At 69.2% G+C, this 21824-nt stretch carries 20 protein-coding genes; 6 read left to right on the top strand and 14 right to left on the bottom strand.

Features of this window, described 5'->3' with window-relative positions; translation table 11 throughout:
* Window positions 1-4: 4 nt before the first annotated feature.
* Genes HNQ70_RS10335 through HNQ70_RS10295 form a run of 9 tightly spaced genes read right to left on the bottom strand, consistent with a single transcriptional unit; the run spans window position 5 to window position 10169 of the window.
* Window positions 5-1453 (bottom strand): tetratricopeptide repeat protein, encoded by a 1449-nt coding sequence (locus HNQ70_RS10335; protein ID WP_183967106.1) that lies wholly within the window; start codon window positions 1451-1453, stop codon window positions 5-7.
* The gene (locus HNQ70_RS10330) at window positions 1450-2277 is read right to left on the bottom strand and encodes an ExeA family protein (RefSeq protein ID WP_183967104.1); all 828 of its coding nucleotides are present in this window, start codon (window positions 2275-2277) and stop codon (window positions 1450-1452) included. The genes HNQ70_RS10335 and HNQ70_RS10330 overlap by 4 nt, the downstream gene beginning before the upstream one ends.
* Before the next feature lie 4 nt (window positions 2278-2281).
* Window positions 2282-3925 carry a type II secretion system protein GspD gene (locus tag HNQ70_RS10325; protein ID WP_183967102.1) on the bottom strand — a complete coding sequence of 548 codons (1644 nt, stop codon included), beginning with the start codon at window positions 3923-3925 and terminating at the stop codon, window positions 2282-2284.
* Window positions 3926-3927: 2 nt separating this feature from the next.
* A complete protein-coding gene (locus tag HNQ70_RS10320; protein WP_183967100.1) occupies window positions 3928-4371 on the bottom strand; it encodes a hypothetical protein in 444 nt (147 codons plus the stop codon).
* Window positions 4368-4796, bottom strand: a complete 429-nt coding sequence (locus tag HNQ70_RS10315; RefSeq protein ID WP_183967098.1) for a hypothetical protein — start codon at window positions 4794-4796, stop codon at window positions 4368-4370. The genes HNQ70_RS10320 and HNQ70_RS10315 overlap by 4 nt, the downstream gene beginning before the upstream one ends.
* Window positions 4797-4812: 16 nt before the next feature.
* Window positions 4813-6102 (bottom strand): hypothetical protein, encoded by a 1290-nt coding sequence (locus HNQ70_RS10310; RefSeq protein WP_183967096.1) that lies wholly within the window; start codon window positions 6100-6102, stop codon window positions 4813-4815.
* Window positions 6099-7319, bottom strand: coding sequence for a type II secretion system F family protein (locus HNQ70_RS10305; RefSeq protein ID WP_183967094.1), 1221 nt, complete (start codon window positions 7317-7319; stop codon window positions 6099-6101). Before HNQ70_RS10305 ends, HNQ70_RS10310 begins: the two co-directional genes overlap by 4 nt.
* 1 nt (window position 7320) lies before the next feature.
* Window positions 7321-8931, bottom strand: a complete 1611-nt coding sequence (locus HNQ70_RS10300; protein ID WP_183967093.1) for a GspE/PulE family protein — start codon at window positions 8929-8931, stop codon at window positions 7321-7323.
* Window positions 8931-10169, bottom strand: coding sequence for a hypothetical protein (locus tag HNQ70_RS10295; protein ID WP_221302757.1), 1239 nt, complete (start codon window positions 10167-10169; stop codon window positions 8931-8933). Before HNQ70_RS10295 ends, HNQ70_RS10300 begins: the two co-directional genes overlap by 1 nt.
* A gap of 525 nt (window positions 10170-10694) precedes the next feature.
* Here HNQ70_RS10295 and HNQ70_RS10290 point away from each other — a divergent pair.
* The 6 genes from HNQ70_RS10290 (at window position 10695) to HNQ70_RS10265 (ending at window position 15220) form a co-directional block, all read left to right on the top strand.
* On the top strand, window positions 10695-11252 hold the full coding sequence (locus HNQ70_RS10290; protein WP_221302756.1) for a hypothetical protein: 558 nt from the start codon (window positions 10695-10697) through the stop codon (window positions 11250-11252).
* A gap of 85 nt (window positions 11253-11337) precedes the next feature.
* The gene (locus HNQ70_RS10285; RefSeq protein WP_183967087.1) at window positions 11338-11544 is read left to right on the top strand and encodes a hypothetical protein; all 207 of its coding nucleotides are present in this window, start codon (window positions 11338-11340) and stop codon (window positions 11542-11544) included.
* A gap of 59 nt (window positions 11545-11603) precedes the next feature.
* Window positions 11604-12724, top strand: a protein-coding gene (locus tag HNQ70_RS10280; protein WP_246434900.1) for an IS3 family transposase whose coding sequence is annotated in 2 segments (ribosomal slippage) — window positions 11604-11865 and window positions 11865-12724 — 1122 coding nt in all. Because the reading frame shifts where the segments join, the coding sequence is not laid out codon by codon here.
* Window positions 12721-13335, top strand: a complete 615-nt coding sequence (locus HNQ70_RS10275; RefSeq protein ID WP_183967085.1) for a response regulator transcription factor — start codon at window positions 12721-12723, stop codon at window positions 13333-13335. Before HNQ70_RS10280 ends, HNQ70_RS10275 begins: the two co-directional genes overlap by 4 nt.
* Before the next feature lie 56 nt (window positions 13336-13391).
* Window positions 13392-13931 carry a hypothetical protein gene (locus HNQ70_RS10270; protein ID WP_183967083.1) on the top strand — a complete coding sequence of 180 codons (540 nt, stop codon included), beginning with the start codon at window positions 13392-13394 and terminating at the stop codon, window positions 13929-13931.
* Between the two features lie 14 nt (window positions 13932-13945).
* Entirely contained in the window at window positions 13946-15220 is a 1275-nt protein-coding gene (locus tag HNQ70_RS10265; RefSeq protein ID WP_183967081.1) for a sensor histidine kinase, read from the top strand.
* Window positions 15221-15272: 52 nt separating this feature from the next.
* Here the strand turns inward: HNQ70_RS10265 and HNQ70_RS10260 are convergent, their stop codons facing one another.
* The 5 genes from HNQ70_RS10260 to HNQ70_RS10240 form a co-directional block, all read right to left on the bottom strand.
* A complete protein-coding gene (locus HNQ70_RS10260) occupies window positions 15273-16529 on the bottom strand; it encodes a PAS domain-containing protein (protein ID WP_183967079.1) in 1257 nt (418 codons plus the stop codon).
* A 37-nt stretch (window positions 16530-16566) separates the two neighbouring features.
* Entirely contained in the window at window positions 16567-18114 is a 1548-nt protein-coding gene (locus HNQ70_RS10255; RefSeq protein ID WP_183967077.1) for a PAS domain-containing sensor histidine kinase, read from the bottom strand.
* Between the two features lie 3 nt (window positions 18115-18117).
* On the bottom strand, window positions 18118-19806 hold the full coding sequence (locus tag HNQ70_RS10250) for a sensor histidine kinase (RefSeq protein ID WP_183967075.1): 1689 nt from the start codon (window positions 19804-19806) through the stop codon (window positions 18118-18120).
* Window positions 19807-19970: 164 nt separating this feature from the next.
* Complete coding sequence (locus HNQ70_RS10245; RefSeq protein WP_183967073.1) at window positions 19971-20336, bottom strand: helix-turn-helix domain-containing protein; 366 nt, start codon at window positions 20334-20336, stop codon at window positions 19971-19973.
* A gap of 147 nt (window positions 20337-20483) precedes the next feature.
* The gene (locus HNQ70_RS10240) at window positions 20484-21824 is read right to left on the bottom strand and encodes a TolC family outer membrane protein (RefSeq protein ID WP_246434899.1); all 1341 of its coding nucleotides are present in this window, start codon (window positions 21822-21824) and stop codon (window positions 20484-20486) included.

Raw genomic sequence — 21824 nt, 5'->3', positions numbered from 1 at the left:
CTTCCTAGCTGCCGTTTCCGTCGACGCCGAGATCCCTGAGCCGGCGCGCCACCCACTGCCGCGACTCGTGGAAATGGGCCCGCGACGCCGAGAGGTCGAGGAAGCGCACGTAGGCATCGCGCGCTTCCTTGGTCCGGCCGAGCGCATCCGCGGAATAGCCAGCATTCAGGTGGATCTCCGGAAGGCGGGGAGAGATCTCCGCCGCCCGGCGGAGGTCCGCCAGCGCCGCGTTGTGGTCCTTTCGCTCCTGCTGGAGCACGGCGCGCTGCACCCACGGCTGGGGCTGGTGCGGAGCGATCCGGATGGCTTCGCCGAGCGCTGCCATCGCCTGCTCGCGCCGCCCGAGCCCCATCTCGGCCACGCCGACGAGGTAGTGGAACGTCCAGCGCTCGCGCGCATCCGCCGGCGCGCTGCGCAGCATGAACAGCGCCTCCACGTGCTGCCTGCCGTCGATGAGGGCCTGGGCCTGGCGCAACGCATCGCCGGCGCGCTCATCGCCCGCCTGCTCCTGCGCCGGCCCCGCTCGACCGGCGGCCGGATCCGCCGCTCGCTCACTCGCCTGCCCACGCTGGCCAGCCGCAGCCGCAGCCGCGAGGGTCCGGGTACTGCTCCCGGCGGCCTGGGCGACAGGACGGCCCTGCGGGCGCGCCGCCGGGGCCTCATCCGCGTCCGGCCGGAACCTGGGACTCGGCTGCAGAATACCGGCCCTGAATCCCGCAGCGCTCACCCAGCCGGGCGCGTCGTTGCCGAGCTGATGGGCAATGCCGTCACGCATGCGGTCATTGCGCTCGCCGTTCAGGTAGGCCAGCAGATGGAGACGGGCGCCTCGCCCCTTGACCAGGAAGACAGGGAACTGCCCGGCCATTTCCTCGAAGGTCCGCCGCGCCAGGCTTGCGTCCGAGTACTGCGCCACGTTCAACAGCAGATGGTGAGCCGGGATCCCGGCCAGCGATTCGCGCCAGATCGCGAAGGCGTCGTCCCTCTGGCCGGCGATGTACTGCTCGGCGCCTCGGCGCACCCAGGGCGCCGCCTCGTCAATCCAGCCCGCCGCCGCCCGCTCCGCGCGCGCGGGTCCGGCGTGCGGCGCCGGAAGGGCCCCCTCGAAACCCGTCGGGCCGACACCGGGCGCCCGTGCCGCCGGTGCGGGATCCGGGCGAACCTGCTCGACCGCCGCCGCCGGCGAAGGCGCCGGAATGGGGCTCGAGGGCATCGACGAAACCGGCGGCACGGGCGGCTTGCTCACGGTCGCCACGGCCCCCGGCGAGACCATCCCGGTCCATGCAAACCACGCCCCGGCGCCGGCGAGTCCCAGCGCGGCCAGCACGGCGAGCACGATCGGTGTGCGCCGCGGCCGGCGTTCAAACACCGCGGACGCGTGGATGGCCTCGGACTGGAGCGGCCCCGGCGGCGCGTCTCCGTCGAGCCTGCGCAAGGTCTGTTCGATGATGCTCATAGCCAGCTTCCTTTGACTTCGCGCGCAGCGCGAAGCGCCATCCATGTGTTGACGTACAGCCTCGACTCGGCGAATGCCAGCAGCACCGCCCGGTCGCAGATCTGGTTGATGCGGCGGGGGGCCCCCCTGCTCGCGTGGTGCACCGCGCGCAAGGCCAGTCCGGTGAATTCCAGGGCATTGCTCGAGTTCGCCAGGCGGAGACGGTGGCGCACGTAGTGGGCCGTCTGCGAGGCGCTGAAGGGCGTCAGCCGGCACCGGACCGATACCCGCTGGGCCAGCGGACGCATCGAGCGCAATGCCAGCGTGCGCTCGAGCTCGGGCTGCCCGACGAGCACCAGCGAGACGAGCCGCGACTTCTCGGTCTCGAGGTTCGTCAGCATTCGCAGGCCCTCCAGGAGTTCCGGCGTGAGGCGGTGCGCTTCGTCGACCAGGATCACGGCGCGCACTCCGTCGCGGGCAAGCTCGAGCACCACGCCCTGCAATTCCCGCAACAGGCCTCCGGGCTCGTCCTCATGCGGATCCTCGCCGGTGAACTCCCGGATCAGGGACACGAGCATGCCCTGGTAGGACTGGAGCGGATCGAGCACGTAGGCGATGCGCGTGTCCTCGGGGGCCTCGCGCAGAACCTGCCGGCACAGCAGGGTCTTGCCGAGCCCGACCTCGCCGGTCAGCACGGTGATCCCCCCCGAAGTGACGCCGAAGCTCAGGTGGCGCAGCGCGGCAACGTGCTGCGCTCCCGGGAAGAAGAATGCGGTGTCGGGCGTGATGCTGAAGGGGCTCGAGGCGAACCCGAGCGCGCGGTATGCCGTACTCAGGTCGGACATGGCCTCAGTAGGTCTCCGGCAGGATCGACGGGATCAGGAAAATGACCAGCTCCTTGCGCCGCGCGGCCTGGTAGGTGCTCTTGAACGCGCGGCCCAGCAACGGCAGGTCGCCGACGAGCGGCAACGCGCGCGTCGAGTCGGTGCTCTCTTCCTGGATCAGCCCCCCGAGCAGCACGATCTCGCCGTCGCGCACCCGCACCAGCGTGTGGGTCTGCTTGACCTCCAGGTTGGGCGCGTTGCTGTCGCCGCGCGGCGAGGTCACCGTGCCGGCGAGGCGGGTCACCGTCGGCGAGATGTCGAGCATGGTGTAGCCGTCCGACGAGATCTGGGGCGTCACCGACATCAGCACGCCGAGCGTGACCGTGCTCGGCGTCTCGTTGATCGTGTCAACCACGCTGCCGCCGGGCTGGATCAGCCGGTTGACGGTGCGTGTGAAGAAGGTCTCGTCGGTGCCGACGCGGACGAAGGCGGTCTGGTTGTTCAGGATGCGGATGCGCGGCTGCGACACCACGCGGACGTCGCCCTGCTGCGAGAGCGCGGTGATGATCGCCTCGAATCCCGCGCGCCTGTAGACGCCCGAGATCGTGTTCGGCGGCGGCGTCAGCCCGCCCCCCGCGTCGGTGATCGCGGTGTTCGTGGTCAGGAAGCCGCCGAACCGGTTGATCGGCAGCCGGGTCCAGTCGAGACCGAGCGCCTGGTCGTCACGCAGGCTCACCTCGACGATTCGCACTTCCACGTCGACCTGTCGGTGCATTCCGGCGCGGATCGCCCGGATGAAGGCCTCGATCTCCCGGACCCGGGGCACCAGGTCGGTCACCTGCACGGTGCCCGTGAAGCGGCTGATGGTCATCCGGCCATCCTTCGACAGCAACGACCGCATCTGGGACTCGAAGTCGTTCCAGAACTGCCCATCGTTGTTCGACGACACGCTTCCACCCGCGCCGCCGCTGCCGGACCCTCCGCCCGCCGCGCCGCCTCCGCCCGGGCCCGCCCGCCCGGTGCCGCTTCCGCCGATGCCCACGCTGCCGGTGGTGCTCGCGGTCCGCTGAAGGCGGATGTAGTCCAGCAGGAAGGTCCGGGTTTCGTGCTTGCGGACCCGGATCACCTTGTCCTGGATCTCCCAGGCGTATCCGAGGCTGCCGAGCATCAGTTCGAAGGCGCGCTCCAGCGGCACGTTCTCGAAGTCGACCGAGAGGGTGCCCTCGAGGCCAGGCTCGGCGATCACGTTCAGGCCATTGGCACGCGCGAAGAGCGCCAGCGCCTGATCCACCGAGATTCCGCGGGTTCGGAAGGTATAACCACGGCCCTCTGCGACATCGGCGCCGGGCAGCGGTTCCTTCATCATGCGATCGGCCAGGCCCAGCGCCGGCAGTTCTCGAGCGCCTGCGGGCGCGTCGAGGCGGCGGTCGAGGTTGCCGCCATCGACCTTGCGCTCGACGTCCCGGTATCCGCTTCCCGGAACGGCGGACGAGCCGGGCTCAGGGCGCGGCATCTGCGCGCAGGAGGCCAGCAGCAGCGCGACCCCGGCGCCGGCGGCGAACCTCGCCAGCCGGATCCTGGCAGCAACCGGCCTGGCAGTGACGGCCGACGGGACCGGCCCTTGCCGGGCCGCCGCTCCAGGGGCTTGGATCTCAGGTTTGCGGGACATGCTCAGTATTCCTTGTTCATGGCTATCCAACGTGCGCCGCCCGACTCCAGGCTCGACACCCGGACCCGCCAGGGTTCGATCCGCTCCACGCGGAATCCCGCCACCGTCGCGCCCTCCGGCACCACCGCCCCGTCGAGCTGCGCCAAGCGGCGATTGCCATCGATCAGCACTGCCCGGAGGATCGGCAACGGCCGCGCAGGCGGCGCGACCACGGGTGCTGGAGGCGCAGCAGCCACCGCGACCCGCGGACCCGCGAGCACCGAGGTGCGGAACTCCACTGGCTGGCGGCGCGCGAAGCGCGCATCGACGGCGGGGAGCTCGGGGATGTCGAAACGCTCCACCTGCGGCAACGACGGCATCGCCGCAGGAGCCTTCCACCACAAGCCTCCGGCCACGCCCGCGCCGGCCGCGAGAGGGATCAGCGCGAACACCGCGAAACGCTTCATCGCTTCTCCACGAGCAGCACGTTCTCACCCTTGACGGTCACGCGCACCGCGTCCGCCGCCCCCTGCGCACCGGCCTTCTCGATGGACAGCGAATCCAGCGAGAAGAACCCGGACCCGGTGTAGGTGACCGCGAGCAGTTCGTTGATGCGCGCCAACTCGCCGCCGCGAAACAGTGCCGTCAGGTCCACCGGCTCGCGGCGCAGCGTGGCGCCGGGTCCCCAGCCGAGCCTCGCGCCGATGCCCGCGTACCTCCGCGCATCGCGCTCCAGGGACTCCACCTGCCGCGCATGGGCATCGAGCTTCTGCAGGGAATCGCTCCACGCGCGCTGCTGCTTCCAGGCCACCACCGCCAGGAAGACGGCGATGCCGAGGAACGCAGCCGCGAGCGCCGAGGCGCGCAGTGTCCGTTTGTAGAACGTGTTCATCTCACCCCGGTCAAGATCAGTTGAGCGCCGAGCAGCTCACGCCGGTCGTCACCAGGACGTCGGGCGTGGTGCTCTCGTAGGAGCCGATGCCGCCGCAGCGCAGGACGATCTCCTGCCGTCCGCCTCCGTCCAGCGTCTCGCGGGTCACCCAGCCGGCAGCGCCTGCGAGCACCCTGGCCTTGTCGGCGTCGCTCGCCGCCTGCGCGGCGGTGGCGGAAGCGAAACGGATCGACAGGGTCTTGGCGGACTCGGTGGCCTGCAGCGCGAACGCGTCGACGCAGTACGAAGCGCTCTGCCCGGCCCCGATCGGCTCGAAGACGGTTCCGTCGATGCTCCACAGCATCGTCGCCCCGATGCTCGGGCCCGCCGCGCCGTCGGTGCTGGTTCGCACCGTCACGTCGTTCTGGAAGGTCACGTGGAGCTGGTTGTTGCGGCAGGCGGCCGCACCGCCGCGGCACTGTCCGGAGGAGAGCAGCGCCTCGCGCAGCGCGGGCAGCGAGATCGCCGCCACGTCACCGTCGTAGGCGCCGGGATCGACGCGGGTGGCCGGGTTCTCGTAGATCCGCAGCTCCGCGGCGTCCTTCGTGTACAGGCCGGTCTTCGCAACCACGTTGTTCTCCCGATCGAGCTGCCAGAGCCCGGAGCCGTTGCGCCGGACAACCACGGCCGCCATCACGGTGGAGTTCTTCCCGGGCTCCAGGAAGGAGCTCGCGTCGCGCCACGCCCGGGGCAGCGGCAGGACATGCCCGGCGGCGCCGGCGCGGCCAAGCCGCTCGAGCTCGATCAGCGTGTTGAGGTTTCGGCACAGCTGCACGGAGCTGCCCCCGGTGCCTTCGGTCGACGATTCGCCCGCGGAGCCATAGGGCGCCGTCGAGAAGACATACGGGAGGTCCGATCGCAGGCCGGGATGCACGTCGTAGAGCAGGGCATGCGATTGGTGACCTGAACCGCGCACCCCCAGCAGGTCCGCGGGAAGCGCGCCGGGCGCCCCGGCGCTGGAACGGACGGGCGCGCCGTCGCTCAGCCTGAGCGCCGAACGGACCTCGTCCGAGTTCGCCAGCTCCGATCCGGTGCCGTCGAACCGGTACGGCCCGGGGAGGCCGCCGCTGGACACCGCATGCCCCACCAGCGCGTCGGCCGCCGCCCGCACGCTCGCGGCGTTCGTGGCCCCGCTCGCCGAGCGCAGCTGCAGGCTCAGCATCGGCAATCCGACGGACAGCACGATGCCGAGCACCAGCAGCGACAGCGCCAGCTCGAGCAGCGCGAAGCCGCCGTGCCTGCAGGGCGACGCGGATCGATTCCTCACCACAGGCGCATCCCTCCGACCTGGTTGACGATGTCGTAGACCGGGAGCACCAGCGCGGCGACCAGCAGCGCGAAGACCGCGCCCACGACCAGGAGGATCGCCGGCTCCGCGAGCTTGACGATCACTTCGATGCGCGCCCTGGCTTTCGCCGCGTAGTGGGCGGCCAGCCGCGCGAGCTGGGGCTCGAGCTGGCCGGTGCTCTCGCCGAGCCGGACCAGGTGGACCGGCAGCGGATCGAAGATCTTCTGCGAGCTCATGGCCGCGGCCAGCGGGCTGCCTGCGGCGACCGCCTCGCGGATCGACGCGAGCCGGCGCCCGAAGGCATGGTTCTGGACGTCCCGCTCGAGCAGCTCGAGCGCCCGCGACAGCGTCAGCCCGGCCCCGTACATCGCCGACAGGTTCAGGAAGAAGAAGGACAGGGTCGTGGTGCGCAGAAGGGGCGCCACCAGCGGCACGCGCCAGCGCACGCCGTCGACCGCCCTGCGCATCGGCTGCCAGCGCAAAGCGGCAAACCAGAGCACCGGCAGAAGCGCGGGCAGCCAGAGCAGCAGGGCGCCATTGGCCTGGATCCAGGCGGTCGCGTCGACCACGTCCTGGGTCAGCTCAGGCACCGGCATGTTCGCCACGCGAAAGAGCTGCCCGATGTTCGGCACCACCACCGAGATCCAGAAGCCCAGCGCCACGCCGAGCACGAGAAGGACCGCCACGGGGTAGATCGCCCCGCGCCGCACCGATCGGCGCAGCGCGAGCGTCTGCTCCAGGTGGTCGGCACAGGCGCGCAGCACCCGGGCCAGCGTGCCGGATTGCTCCCCGGCCGCGACCATGCTGACGACGAACGGCCGGAACCCGCCCGCCTCGGTCATCGCCTCCGAAAGGGAATGCCCCGCCGTGATCGACCTGCGGATCACGCGGACGCGCTGCTTCAGCGACGAGAAGCGCGACGCTGCAGCCAGATCCTCGAGCGCCCCTTGCAGCGTCGCGCCCGACGCCAGGTATTCGGAGACGAAATGGCAGAACTCCACCACCGCCGGCAGGGAGAGGTGGCGCGGCTGCAGCCGGAGGAGGCCGTCGAGCGGCGCCGGGGTGGCGCCCACCCGGTAGAGCACGTCGCCGCGGGCCTCGACCTCGCTCAGGAGATCGTCCAGCCCCGAGAACTGGCCGGTGCCCCGGCGCAGCGTACCGTCCGCCCCGAGCGTCTGGTAGAAGTAGATCGGCATCTCAGAGGTCCCCCAGGACGCGGGCCAGCTCCGCCTCGTCGGTCACCCCGTCACGGACGAGACGGCGGCCGGAAGCGTGCATGTCCTCCATCCCTTGGGCCAGCGCGTAGCGGTGCATCTCGTGTGCGCCGGCGCCTGCCTGCACGAGCTCGCGCATGCCCTCGTCGAACACGAACACCTCGCCGACGACCACCCTGCCCGAGTAGCCGGTGTGCCCGCAGCGCACGCACCCTCGCGACGCGGCGCGCGGGCTCTTCGCGCCGCCGCACGCGCCGCACAGGCGCCTCACGAGACGCTGGGCCACGACCCCCACGATGGACGCGCTGAGCAGATAGGGCTCGATGCCGAGGTCGCGCATCCGGATCACTGCACCGACGGCGCTGTTCGTGTGCAGCGAGGCAGGCACGAGATGGCCGGTCTGCGCCGCGCGCACCGCCATCACGGCGGACTCGTGGTCGCGGATCTCGCCGACCATCATCACGTCGGGGTCCTGGCGCAGGAATGAACGGATCGCGCTGGCGAAGGAGACCCCGGTGCGCTCGTTGGCCGATACCTGCCGGACCAGGGGCATTGCGTACTCGACCGGATCCTCGATCGTCATGACGTTGCGCTCCAGCAGGCTCTGCGTGCGCAGCGCCGCGTAGAGCGACGTCGTCTTTCCGGACCCGGTAGGCCCGGCCGCCAGGACGATGCCAGCCGGCTGGGCGAACATCCCACGGATGGCGTCCTGCTGCTGCTGCGTGAAGCCCAGCCGGCGCAGCGGGATGACGTCGCCCTCGGCCGACAGGATGCGCACCACGACGCTCTCCCCGCGGGTGGTCGGCACGACCGAGACCCTCAGGTCGAAGGCCTCCTGCATCAGCGTGAAGGTCATCCTCCCGTCCTGGGGACGCCGCGACTCCGCGATGTCCATCCCGGAGGCAACCTTGATCACCGACGCTAGGCGCACGTGCGCGTCCGCGGGAAGCACGTAGCGCTGCTGCAGCACGCCGTCGATGCGCAGGAAGACCAGGGACGCCATCGAGGACGGCACCAGGTGGACGTCAGACGCGCCTGCCTGGATGCCGGCGCCGATCAGAAGCTCGACGAGACGCTCCGCGTCGAAGCTTCCCGAGATCGAGCCGGCCCTCGTGAACTGATCGATCTCGGCGTCGATCGGACGCTGCGAGGAGTGATAGAAGGATTCGACGCAGCGGACCAGCTGGCCCCGTGGAGCCACCACCCAGCGCAACTGCCGCGACGACAGCCGGCCGAGCCGGCCATCGGCGTCCCCAGACAAGGGGTCGGCCGTGGCGATGACGAGCTCGTCGCCTTCGATGCGCAGCGGCAGGACGCGGGCCTGTCGCGCGAAGGCATACGGCACCTCCGCCAGCGCATCGGCATCGAAATCGGAGACGCGCGGCGTGTGAACCGGCAGCCCCAGGACGGCCCCGAACGCTTCGGCGAGCTCCTCGTCCCCCAGGAGCCTGAGCTCCAGCAGCACGTCGGCCAGTCCGCGCTTCGTGAGCCGCTGCACCCGGGACGCGTACTCCAGGTAGTGAGGCGCGACGATCCCGGCACCCAGCAGGTGCGCGGCGAGGAGGTCCCCGGGAGACCCGGACTGTTCGGGCATCAGAATCCCGCGGCGGCCACGATCAGCGTTCCCCTGAGGGTCGCCAGACCTCCCGGTGCCGCGTCCGGGTCGTGCAGAAGCTGGGTTCCCCGCAGCTCCCCCATCGAGGCGAACGCGGCCACCATGCGCTCCGCCTGGGCCTTCGTCGATCGATACGCGCCGGAGACCTCGACCCGGAAGGCAACTTCGTAACTGCCGGCGGCCTCCTTCTGGCCCGCCTTCCGGATCGCGACCTGGCGCAGCCGGGCATCCGCCGGCAGAACCTCCGCGAAGCGCGAGAGGAAGTAGTCGGCGCGCAGCCCCGACATGCTCTGCCCGGCGACGGCGAGCGAGCGCTTCAGTTCGTCGATGCGCGCCACCTCCGGAAGCACGGCGCGCGCCCGCGCTGCGCGCTGCTCGAGCCGGGCGGACTCGGCCTCGTGACGGGCCTCGAGCTGCCCCGCACTGAGCCAGCCTCCCGCTGCGACCACCAGTGCCGCCACGCCCGCCAGGACCGTCGCGAGAACCAGCCGACGGCCCAGCCGCCGGGCGCCGACCTGCGCTCTGTAGTCCTCGCCGGCAAGCGAAAGCCCCGGAGGAACGAACACCAGCCCGTAGAGCTCAGGTCGCGCCGCGACCTCGTCCGGCCCCGCTCCGGAGAACAGCCGCGCGAAACGCTCCTGCGGGTGGATTCGCTCGAGAAATGCCCCGTTGCTGCGGTCCGGCAGATCCAGCACGAACCCGAGGAACATGCGCCCCGTCAGCGACGAACGCATCCCGACGGGGACGACCGCCTCGGCGGCCTCGACGGCCTGCGCCAACTGCGCCTCCCCGCCGCCCTGGACCACGCGCTGCACACGAGACCACGCAACCCGTCCGCGCTCGACCACGAGGCTCACCAGCTGCGCCCCGCGAGCCCAATGGACGAGCATCGGCTCCGGCCGCACCTCTCCGGCCAGCGCTGCCACCGCGACCTCGGCAAGCGTCACCACCTCCACCGGACGCGTCGTCGAATCGACCTGTCGAAGGCCGGATTCGACGTCGGACTCGGGGGCGGCGGTGACCCAGGCGGACGCCCTTCCGCCGGACAGCGAGTCCGCGGAGACCGCCTCGCGAAACGCCCCGGGAAAGACCGAAAGCCCCTTCAGGTGCCTGCGAACGGAGAACGGCACCACGGCGCGATTGAACGCGGCCACCTCCACCCGCTCCGAGAAGGCGAGCCCGCACTCCAGAGCCACTCGGACAGCGCCGGCGGGCACCGCCGGCAGCTCCTCGACCGCGAGCGCACCGCTGCCAATCACCTTGCGGCCGCGCAGGAGAACGTACTGGCAGCCTCCCCGCGCGGAGCCATCGGAGGCTGGAAGACTGATTAGGAGCATTTCGGCACTGACGGTCTGGGTTGGTGGGACGCCGCGCAGAGGACGCGCCGCATCCTGCGCCGGTCAGCTCATGCGTCACGGCCCCTGCGATCAGCAGGGGACCGATTCCCGACGTTTTTATATCGTGATTCCACATTCATGGTCGCGCATAGTGATTTTTATGTCAAGCAAAGTCTGGCCGCGAGTTGCCGTAATTCCCCTTGGCGCAACAAGGACCGCCCCTCCCGGATCGCCCCTCTTAATCGAAAACGGATTTTGTGTTTCACGTTTCCGAGTGCTACTCTTGGCCCGTCCTGTTATCCGATGCGCGCGGCCGTCTCGTCGTCACCGCCCGCGCTCGTCACACGAGTCGACTGCTCCGCACCGAGCGCGAACTCGGCCCCGGCCGCCATCGTGGAATACGTCATGCGCAAGATCTTCTCTTTGCTTCGCCGCCGGCCGGTTCATGGCCGGGCCCGGGGTCTCGTTGTCCTGTCCGCGGCAGCGGCCCTTCTTTCGGGATGCGCCGCGCCATCCGCGGACGGGCAGCCGGGGCCAGACGCGGCGGCGGGGCCGGCGCCCCATGCCCGCATCCTCGTCGCGGAGCGGGAGCCCGCCCGGGTCATTTCCGCCGTCATCCGTCTGCGCGTCGGCGGCGAGTGGACCCTGCGCAGCGCCGACGCCCGCGAGGTGGTGCGCTCGCGCCGCCTCGACGACCTGCTGACCGCAGCGCGATTCGGGAATGCATTCGGCCGACGGATCGACCAGCGCACCGTCTATCGCGTCGCGCCAACCGCCAACGGCACGGAGATCATCGCCAGCTCGCATCTGGTACGGTTTCCCGGGAGCGCCTTCGAGTACACCCTGCACGACCCCACGGTGGACGCAGCCGAGCTCGCGCGCGATCTGCGGTCGGTCAAGGCCTACATGGACGAGGCGTTCACCGGCCCGGTTGCAGCGCCGGCGCCCTGGCCGCGGCGCTGAGCCCCACGCGTGGCCCGGGCACCGGCGCACGCCCACGCGCATCGAAGAACACCCCTCGCCGCTCATGGCCATCCCAGGTGCCCCCATGGTCCTCGAGCCGGTGGAAGCCGGTACGGCGCAGCTCGCGTTCGGCAAGCTGCGCCTTGCGCGGATCGGTCGAAGCGAGGACCGCGCGGCGCCCCTCCGCCCCTGCACCGATCAGGCCTCCGATGCGAGCGAAGCCGCCGATGGATGCGCTGCAGGACTCGTCGTGGAGGACGAGCCGGTCTTCCGGGAATTGCTGCAGGCGTAGCCTTCCCCTTGCGATGGACAGTTTGAAACTGGAGACTTCCTTCAAGCGCAGGAGAAGCGATGAGGAAGTCGAAGTTCACAGAGAGGCAGATGATGGCGGTGCTGGCCGAAGGCGAGGCCGGTGTGCCGGTGGCCGAGGTGTGCCGCAAGCACGGGATCAGCAGCGCCACGTTCTACCAATGGAAGAGCAAGTACGCCGGCATGTCGGTCTCGGAGCTCAAGCGGGTCAAGGAGCTCGAGGCCGAGAACGCGCGGCTCAAGCGGATGTACGCGGAGCTGGCGCTGGAGAACGCAGCGATCAAGGACGTTCTATCGCGAAAGTTGTAACGCCGGCCGCCAAGCGCGCGGCGATCGAGGTGATGGTGTCGGAGCACCGTCTTTCGATTGCGCGTGCTTGCAAGACCGTGAGGCTGTCGCGGTCGGCGTATTACGCACCTACGGTGGACTGGGCGCAGCGCGATGCGGGGGTGGTCGACGTCCTGAACGGGATCGTCGCCAAGCGCACGCGCTGGGGGTTCTGGAAGTGCTTCCGGCGGCTTCGGGCCGATGGCTATGGGTGGAACCACAAGCGGGTTCACCGGGTGTACTGCCAGATGCGGCTGAACCTGAAGCGCAAGGCCAAGCGCAGGACGTTCACTCGGGAGCGCCAGCCGCTGGAGGCGCCACAGGGGCTCAACAGGATCTGGTCGATGGATTTCACGCACGACGCGATGTACGACGGGCGCACGTTCCGGACGCTGAACGTGATCGACGAGGGCAACCGGGAGGCGCTGCGCATCGAGTGCGGCAAATCGATTCCGTCGGCCCGGGTGGTTCGGGTGATGGAGCAGCTCGTCGAGGTCTACGGCAAGCCCGACGCCATTCGCCTGGACAACGGGCCGGAGTTCACCGCGGACAAGTTCACCGACTGGGCCGAGCGCAACGGGATCAAGCTGCTGTACATCGAGCCTGGCAAGCCCAACCAGAATGCCTTCGTCGAGCGGTTCAACCGCACGTTCCGCGAAGAGGTGCTCGACGCGCATCTGTTCAACCGGCTTGGCGATGTGCAGCGGATCGCCGACGAATGGCTGACGGACTACAACGAGTACCGGCCGCATGAGTCGCTCGGCGATGTCCCGCCCGCAGAGTTCATGCCGAGGAGTTTCAAACCCGAAGTCTCTGATTTCGAGTTGTCCACTTGACGGGGAAGGCTACGCAGGCAGCGCTGCGCGAACTCGGGCCTTCCCTGCCGACGCGCGCCGCCGGATGCGGCGCCGAGGCCCTGCGGGCGCTGAGCGAGCCGGATGCGAGGTTCTCGATCGTTCTGGTGGATCTCGGCCTGCCTGACATGAGCGGCATCGAGGTGATCCGGGCGGTGCGCACGCGGCATCCCGATACCCCGGTCCTCGTCGCATCCATCCATTCGGACGAAGCACACGTGCTCGATGCAATCCGCGCCGGCGCCCGGGGTTACCTGCTCAAGGACGATACGGCCCTAGGAATCTCCGACGCGATCAGCCGGGCGATGCACGGCGAATATCCGATCAGCCCCTCGCTCGCTCGCCATCTTCTCAGGATGGCGCAACCCGCCGGCTCCGGCGGCGACTCAGGCCCCGGACTGATGCTCGCTCCCAAGGAACTGGAGCTGCTGGCACTGCTGGCCAAGGGCACGTCCTACAAGCGGGCGGCGTCGAGCATGGGCGTGGCGCGCTCCACCGTCCAGACCTACGTCCGCCGCGTCTACCAGAAGCTCGAAGCCCACTCCAAGGTGGAAGCCATCACGCGCGCGCGATCGATGGGACTGCTGGATTGAGCACGGCTTCCGTCTCACCGAGGCGGGGGCTCCTCGCCGGCGCAGCCAGCCTCGGAATGCGCGCCCTGCGTGCCCGCCTGGCGGTGCTCGCTTGCCTGTCGCTGCTCGCTGCCGCGTCCGGTGCGCTTGCGGCGATGCCCGAGATCCTGTCCGAAGCCGTCCTGGCGACAGAGTCCGGAACGCGGCCCGTGAGCCTGCCGCATCGGCTTCAGCCCGGTGACTTCGCGCCCCGGGGAAGTCGAGTCAGCTACCGGCTCGAGCTCCGGATCGCCGATCCGATGGCGGACTTCGCGCTCTACATTCCAAGGATCAGCCGTTCCGGACGGGTGATCCTGAACGGACTCGAGGTCGGCGGCTGCGGATCGCTTCCCCTCGAGGCGATGCGCTGCCATCACCGGCCGCTGTTCGTCCGTCCGCCCCGGTCCGCGTGGCGCCCGGGCAGCAACCTCATCGAGATCGAGGTGTTCGCCAACCACCGGCAGAGCAACGGCCTGTCGGCCGTCACCATCGGCCCCGCCGACGCGCTGTACCGAGAGGCGTACCTGCCTCGACACCTGCTCCAGGTGGGCTCGATCGACGCCCTGAGCTCTGGCTGACGCTCGGACCGGGCATGCTCGCGCTGCTCATCCACCTGCAGCTCCAGGAGGGCCGTCTCTACCTCTGGTACGGCCTGACCTGCCTGCTCGCGGTGATCAGCAACCTCAACATCCTGGTGACCAGCCCGCTGATTCCCTTCGATCCCTTCGACTGGGTCGTCTTCGCCAGCCGTCTGGCGTTCACCTGCCTGTTGGGTCTCACCTACCTCGCCTACTTCAAGCGCGACCGGCCGGGCTACGTCCGGGCCCTGCTGGGCTACGCGGTGATCTCCCCCGTCCTCGCATGGCTGTTCCGGCTGGACCCGATCCTGATCAGCGTGCTGTACCTGCCCCTGCAACTGCTGGGCGTGACGATCTCGGTGGCGTCGCTTCGCTGGGCATGGCGCTCAGGCACGAAGAGCGACTGGGCCATGGCGCTGACCTTCCTGGTCGTGCCCGTCGCCGGCACTCTGGATCTGCTTCGGCTGCGGGGCGGCGGCTCCTTCACCGGGGTGTACGTTCTCGTGTACTCGAGCGCGCTCACCCTCTTCCTGATCGGGATGGGGATGATCTCGGCCCTCGCTGCCGCTCTGCGCACAAGCCGCAACCTCTCGTCAATCCTGCAATCGAGGCTCGACGAGCGGGAGGCTGAGCTGCGAAGCAGCCATGGCCGCATCCTGGAGATCGAGCAGCAGCGCGCCCGCGCGGACGAACGCGAACGTCTGCTGCGCGACATGCACGACGGATTCCTATCCACACTTTCGATCACGCGCGTTGCGCTGGCCAGCGGAAAAGCGACGGTTCAACAGGCTGCCCAGCACGTGAACGATTGCATCGACGACCTCCGGCTGATGCTCGATTCCGCGGCCCGTCCCGCAGGAGTGCTCGAGCACCTGCTCGTGGACTACGCCCACCGGGTCGAAAGCCGCCTGTGCAGTGCCCGCATCGAACCGTCGCTCGAAGTGCGCCTGGAGGGCTTCCCGGAGCTTCCCTCCACCTCGCTGCTGCAGATCATGCGCATCGTGCAGGAGGCCAGCAACAACGCACTGCGCCACTCGCGGGCCGGAAGACTGACGATCCGGGCCCTCTGGGACGCCGAGACAGGACTTCTGCGGATTGAAGTCGAGGACGACGGACAGGGACTGCCGGACGATTCCCGGCTGGACGGCCGGGGCATGCGCAACATGCGTGCACGCGCGGATGCCCTGCGGGGCCGGCTGGACATCGAGTCCGCGACGGGGGGAACCCGCGTACGCCTGATGCTCGACATAAAAAACGGCAACCCGAAGGTTGCCGAGAGAGGAACATGATGAGCCAAACCGGTCAAAGCGTGACTCGCCTCAATGATACACGGTTTACCTCTCAAACCTCGCGGTCGACAGGACGAATGGCCCCGGCATACGCATGCCGTCCTCGACGCTCGTCGGTGGCCACCGCCTGCAGCCGGACCGCCCGGAGCAGCCCGTCGGCCGGCGACCGGACACGCAGCGTCAGTTCGAGCGGTCCGCCGCATGCCAGGGCGCGTTCGACCGAGTCCCGAAGCGCCCGGAGATCCTCCGGGGGCATGGCCTCGGCAAGACACTCTGGTTCCGCCATCAGGGCATCCGGCTCGATCCCCAGGACATCGCGCGCCCGGGGACTGACGTAGCTGAACCTGGGCAGGTGCAGCACGGGGTCGAGGCGGCATTCGAACGCGAGCTCCCGCACCTGGGCCGCCAGCCGCGCGAAGCGGGCGTCGGCCTGTCTCAATGCGCGGATCAGCTGTTCCCGGTCGCCCACCAGTGCGTCCACCTCCGCCGTCGATCGCTCAAGCGTGCGCGCCAGAGGCTGCAGCATGCCGAGGCTGCGCGGCACCCCGGCGGCACCGGCGCCCTGCATCCAGCCGTCAAGGGTCTCGAGCGGGCGAAGCAGGCGTGACCTGAGCAGCCACAGCACCGCCACCAGCGAGGCGGCCAGCCCCAGCGCCGCGGCCATCAGACCGGCGTGAGCGAGCCGCTTGCTGCGCAGCAGCGCAGCCGTGCGCGCCTCGACACGGCTGCCAACGGACACCAGGAAGGTCTCGAGCGGGCGAAGCGCGTCGGCACGCGCCCCGACGTAGGCTGCATCATGCAGTGCCGGGACGAATCGCCCCGTCGCTCCGCCCGGCTCGGAGAACAGGCCCGCCAGCGCAGCCTGTTCGATGGCCCTGAGCTTCAGCCAGCCCTGGACCGCCCGTGCAAGCTCGGCCCGCTCGCCTTCCGTGAACCCCATCCGCGCCACGCGCTGCTCGAAGGAATCCGACACTCCCCAGGGCGGCAGCTCGACCTCACCGGCCATCACGAGATACCAGAACCGTCCCGAGTACTCGGGCGGAGCGGGCGCCCTGCCCTCGTGGATCGCGACCTCGGTTTCGTAGTACCGGAGGTAGACCGGATTGCCCGTGGCAGCGTACTGGCGCGAAAAGTCCGTGAGCACCCCCACCCGGACCCTGAGCTCCCCCGCAACCTGTACGGCATCCATGCGAACGCGGGGCAGCGACTGCAACTCGTTGTCGAACCGCTCATCCAGAAGCACGAGCCCGAATGCCGACAGCAGGAGCGCGACCGCGACCAGGCCCCACACGTTGACGCGCCGCTCCAAGGAGCGAAGTCCTTGGCGCAAGCTCTGCGCGGCCTCGTCAGTCCTCGACCGCATCGCCCGCCTTCAACACCCGTGCCACCTCGCGCAGCAGCATCGCGGGATCATAGGGTTTCGGGAGCACCTGCCAGTTCCTGCTCCCGGACACCGCATGCTCCATGTAGCCGCTCGACAGCAGGGTCCGCATCCGCGGCCAACGCTGCCCTGCCAGCTCCGCGAGTTCGGTCCCGTCCATCCCGCCCGGCAGCAGGACGTCCGAGAACATCAGGTCGAAGGCGCAGCGCTCGAGAAGTTCGAGGGCCTGCCCCGCGTCGCCCGCAGTCGTGACCTCGTAGCCCTCGGCGACGAGCACCAGTGCCGCCAGCTCCCGCAATGTCGCATCGTCCTCGACCACGAGCAGCCGGGTCGAACGCGCCGCGGGCTCGGGCTCGGGCTCGGGCTCGGGCTCAGACGCGGGCGCCGACGCACGCAGGCGAAGGGTCACAGTCGTGCCACGCCCCTGAGCGGACTCGATCAGAACCTCGCCCCCCATCCCCTGCATCAGTTCCCGAGTGATTGACAGCCCCAGACCTGTGCCTCCCGTGTCCGCGGAAGTCGTGAACCCCGGATTCAATGCGCGGACCAGCACCTCGAGCGGCATTCCGACACCCTCGTCGGAAATTCGCAGCTCTACGCCCCCCGGGCCGGGCGCTCGCGCCGCATCGGCGGGGGCGCGCGACGAGATGGTGACGGCGCCACCGGCCGGCATCGCGTTGCGCGCGTTGGCAACCAGATTGATCAGGACGCTGTCCAACCCCACTGGATCGAACGACACCAGCCGGTCTCCGGCAGCCAGATCGAGCTGCACCCTGACCGCGGCACCAGCCGTCTCCGCGAGCACGGGGCCCAGCGACCGGATATGGGCATCGATGTCCGACTCGGCCAACGCCGCCTGAAGTCGTTCGCGCGGCCTGAGGATCGTCCGGGCGATCGCCGCGCCGCGCTCGCTCGCATCCCGGATGCGCTCGAGCAGCGGCACCAGCTCAGGCGCCAGAGCAGGCGAGGCCATCGCCTGGACGACCACGAGACGGATCACCGCGAGGATATTGTTGCATTCATGCGCAGTCACCTCGGCCAGCAGCTCGCCCCTCAGCGCGCCATCTCCTGACACCCGGGAACGCAGGGCGGCAGCGTGTCGACCGGTGCCCGCGGCCGCTGCCCGTACTTCGAGCAGCACGGTGCAGGAGCCGGCGCCTTCCGGAGACAACGGCAGCACGGCGAGGCCCACCGGGACGAGGCCGCCGTCCGGATAGCGGTACGCTCCACTGTAAAGCCTTGCCGCACCGTCGATCGCCGGCGATCCATCGGCATCCGAATCCGAGCCGAAAGGAAGGACGCTCGGCCCGGCCCAATGCCGGAAAGGCGAGGCACCGTCCAACAGGCCCTCGCGCGAGATCCCGACCAGGCGGCAGAACGCATCGTTCAGGTAGCAAGGCCTTCCCTGTCGGTCATAGACCGCCACGCCCACCTCATCCGCCGACTGCGGCGTGGCGCCATCGATGGGGCCCCCTGCCATGAGCTCCTGCGGCCCCGGTACGCGATGGTCCATCGATCAGTCCGGCAGCGGGAAGGGCAGAACGACCTCGATGCGCGTGCCCACGTTCGGGAGCACCTCGGCCCGCACACGCCCCCCCATGCGCTCGACGACAGCCTTGACGATCGACAGACCAAGTCCGGTCCCGCTGATGCGCAAAGCGACCGGGGACATGTCGCCTTCGAAACGGTTGAACAGGGAATCGAGAACGTCCGCGGGGATGCCCTGCCCCTGGTCGGCAACCACGATCCGAAACTTGTCGCCGTCCCGGGTGACACGGATGTCCACCTCTCCCTCACCGGCGTGCCGGATGGCATTGTCGACGAGATGCGTCAGCACCTGCTGCACCCGGGCGCGATCCGTCTGCAACGCATCCGGCACGTCATCGGCAAACTCGGCTTTCAGCAAGAGCCCCTTCGCCCTGGCCTTCGGCTCCAACACGTCGACGCAGTCTCCGACCAGTTCGCGCAGCGATACACGCGAGTACGTGAACACCAGCTTGTTCGCCTCGATGCGAGCGATCTCCAGGAGGTCGTTCATCGTCTCGCTGACGCGCAGGCCGGCAGCTTCCACCTGCCGCGCGAAGGCCGCATGGCGGACGGGGTCGACCTTGCCGGCGGCGATCAGTTGCGAGTACCCGATGATGCTGCTGAGCGGCGTGCGCACCTCATGCGCGATGGCGCCGACGAACTCCGTCTTGCGCGCATTCGAGCGCTCGGCGCGGAGGCGCGCCTGCTCGGCCTCGGCGAGCAGCGCCAGCTGCCGCCTGAGCCCCACGACGATGAGCACGGACATGGTGGCCAGCAGCATGGAGACGAGCGCGCCGAAGACAAGGTAGTTGCGACGGCTGTCGTGGAAATCCCGAAGCGCCTCGTCCCGAGAGACACCGACGAGGGCGCGCAGATCGTAGTCGCCCACCGCACTGAACACGTCCAGCCGCTCGATCCCGTCCCAGCCGCTCACGATGGCGAGCCTGCCCCTCGCCCGGGTGCGCAACAGCTGAAGCGCCTGCGTGTCCGCGATCACGTCGCCCGCACTCTCCTTCTGTGTCCCGGTCGTGCGGGCACGCACCACTCCGTCCGTGCCCACCAGCGCAACGCGCCCGGAATCCCCGATCTGCAGCCTCGCGAACCGGCGCGTGAAATAGAAGGGATCCAGCGAAAGCACCACCACGCCCGCAAACCCGCCATGCGGGTCGTTGAGGCGACGCGTCACCTGCACCGACCAGTTGCCGGATACCCGGCCAAGCACCGGCTTGCTCACGAAGGGACGGCCAAGGTCTCGATCGACGTGGACCCGGAAGTGCTCGCGATCGCTGATGTTCGCGGCCGGCCCGTCCACGGTGGTCCAGACGACGGTGCCGTCGGCCACCGCGATGGCCGCCTGCAGCATGGCCTCGCTGCCCCGGACCATCTCTTTCATCGACGCGCTCTGGCGCGCGAACTGGACGGGTTCTTGCCACAGTTCGCGCAGCACCAGCGCGAGGCGGTCGGCCTGGTTCAGCGTGACCTCTGCGTGCTGCGCCACGCCCACCGCCAGGTTGCTGTTGTTGCGATCGACGTTGGTCAGCGCAGCGCGCTTCCCCTCCTGGACCAGGAACCAGATCGAAAACCAGAGGATCGCAAGGAGCGCGGCAAGACCGGCGAACACGTGCAGCGGACGCAGGCGACGGTCGGGAGGCGGGTCAACTGCCATTCTGGCGGGCATGGAATCGGAGGTCGTGATGGGACTCCGCAAGATGTTCCGCCGTCGTCCATTCGAGGCGGGATCGCCATTTTCTTTGGAGAACGCGAATCGGTTTGCATTCTGACAGAACCCCGCGCCCGTGAGGCAGGAACTAAGGCACAAGTCGCCGGACGGCACGTAGGGCGTCACAAACGGGCAGGTCGCGGTTCTTGTCGCAGGTCGCTCAAGATCTGCAGGTGGCTGCGACGGAGGGCTTCGAACTTCTCCGTGAGGACCACCTGCCGCCCCCGCCGGTCGCCGTCTCCCTCGACGAAACCTATCCATCCGTCCCGCTCCAGACGACGCAGATGCATCCGGGCACCATACTCAGAGCACCCTAGCGACAGGTAGAAGCGCTTAAGGCTCACCCCATGCAGCGGCCCGCCGTTGCCTGATAACAGCGCGAGCCGGAGGTAAATTTCGTACGCCATCACCGACCTTCGGATGGGCAGGTTACGGAGTTCCCATTCCCTCAGATTCAACAACCATTTGATCTGTTCTTGTTGTGCCACCGCGCGCCTTGGAAGTGCAATCCAAGTGCGCCGCTAAACCATCAAAAATGCTCCAACAAGTCAGAATCGCAAATTCATTGCGATTTTCTTGCCTCGCTACGGTTTTATCCGAGCGTCGAGAGCGCCCCGCTGCAGCGCCGCCGTGTCTCAATCGAAGATGCGGGACACGTCGGCAACCACCTCGAGCGGCTCGCGCCCTGCCAGGGTCTGAAGACGCACCGACGACATCAGGTACAGATAGCGAGCCTGAGCCAGGTCACGCTCCAGCCGTGACAGCCGCTGCTCGGCGTCAAGCTCGTCGAGCACCGTACGCACGCCGGCCTTGCGGGACTGCCGCGTGGATTGCACCTGAGTCTGCGCCGAGCGGACCGCCTGCTCCAGCGCCCGGATGCGCGACTCGCCCCCGGTGACGCCGCGATGCTCTCGATGGACCTCGAGCGCGATCTGGCGGCGCCGGTCCTCCAGCGTCTCCGTGGCGCGTTCGAGCTCGGCCAGCGCTTGCCGGACCTGCGACTGCACTGCGCCGCCCTGATAGAGCGGAACCACGAGCTGGACCCCCACGGCGCGGTTCTCGAAGCGGCGATTGAGGCTGACGACATTGTCGTTGGCGCTATCGCTCCACTGCAACACGGCTTCGAGCGTGGGCGCATGACTCGCCCGAGCCTTGTCCACCTCGCGCTGCGCCGCCTCGAGGCGAGCCTGGAGAGCGTGCACCTCCGGGTTGACCCGCTGCGCCTGCGCGATCCACTGCTCGAGCGGACTTGTGTCGACGGGCAGCCGCGCCAGCGCCTGCGGGCGCAGCGCCGGTAGCTCCGATGCCGGCTGTCCGGTCAGGAGATGCAACTGACGATCCGAGAAGTCCAAAGCCTGGCGTGCATCGAGTTCGTCGGCCAGCGCCTGGTCCAGCCGGGCCTGGGCATCGTCCACATCGGTGCGGGTGCCGCTGCCCGCCGCCAGGGCCTTGCGCGCCGCATCCAGAACCACCCGCAACTGTTCCCGCTGCGAAAGCGCGAAGCGGAGCTGCTCCCGGGCGAAGAGCGCCTCCATGTAGGCCCCTGCGAGCCGTACCAGGAGGTCGGCTCTCGCCTTCTCGAAGCCGGACTCCGCTTCCACGACCAGCGAGTTGGCCTGCTGCAGGTTCCGGTAGCGCTGCAGGTTGAACAGGGGCTGGCGCACCGACAGGCTCGCGCTGTAGCTGTAGTAGCTGCTCTCGGCGCGCGCCGCAGGGCCTGCGCTCGCAGTCGAGGTGGTCGTCAGGTCGTTGAAATTGCGCCCCCAGCTCGCCTGAACCTGCGGTAGCAACTGGGCGCGCGCCTGGGGAACCCGCTCGCGGCTGGACTCCAGGCCGGCACGCGAAGCCCTGAGCCCCGCGTCGTGCTCCAGCGCGCGCAGGAAGGCCTGCTGCAGGCTCGTCCCGGAGGCCGCCCCGGGCAGCGCCAGGGCGAGCATGGCCAACAGGGCGCGTACTCCGCGCAGGGTGCAGTGCAT

The sequence above is a fragment of the Quisquiliibacterium transsilvanicum genome, from assembly GCF_014202215.1.
In the GTDB taxonomy this organism is placed as follows: domain Bacteria; phylum Pseudomonadota; class Gammaproteobacteria; order Burkholderiales; family Burkholderiaceae_E; genus Quisquiliibacterium; species Quisquiliibacterium transsilvanicum.
The sequence above is the reverse complement of the archived record's forward strand: the minus strand, read 5'-3'. Positions and strand labels throughout refer to the sequence as shown.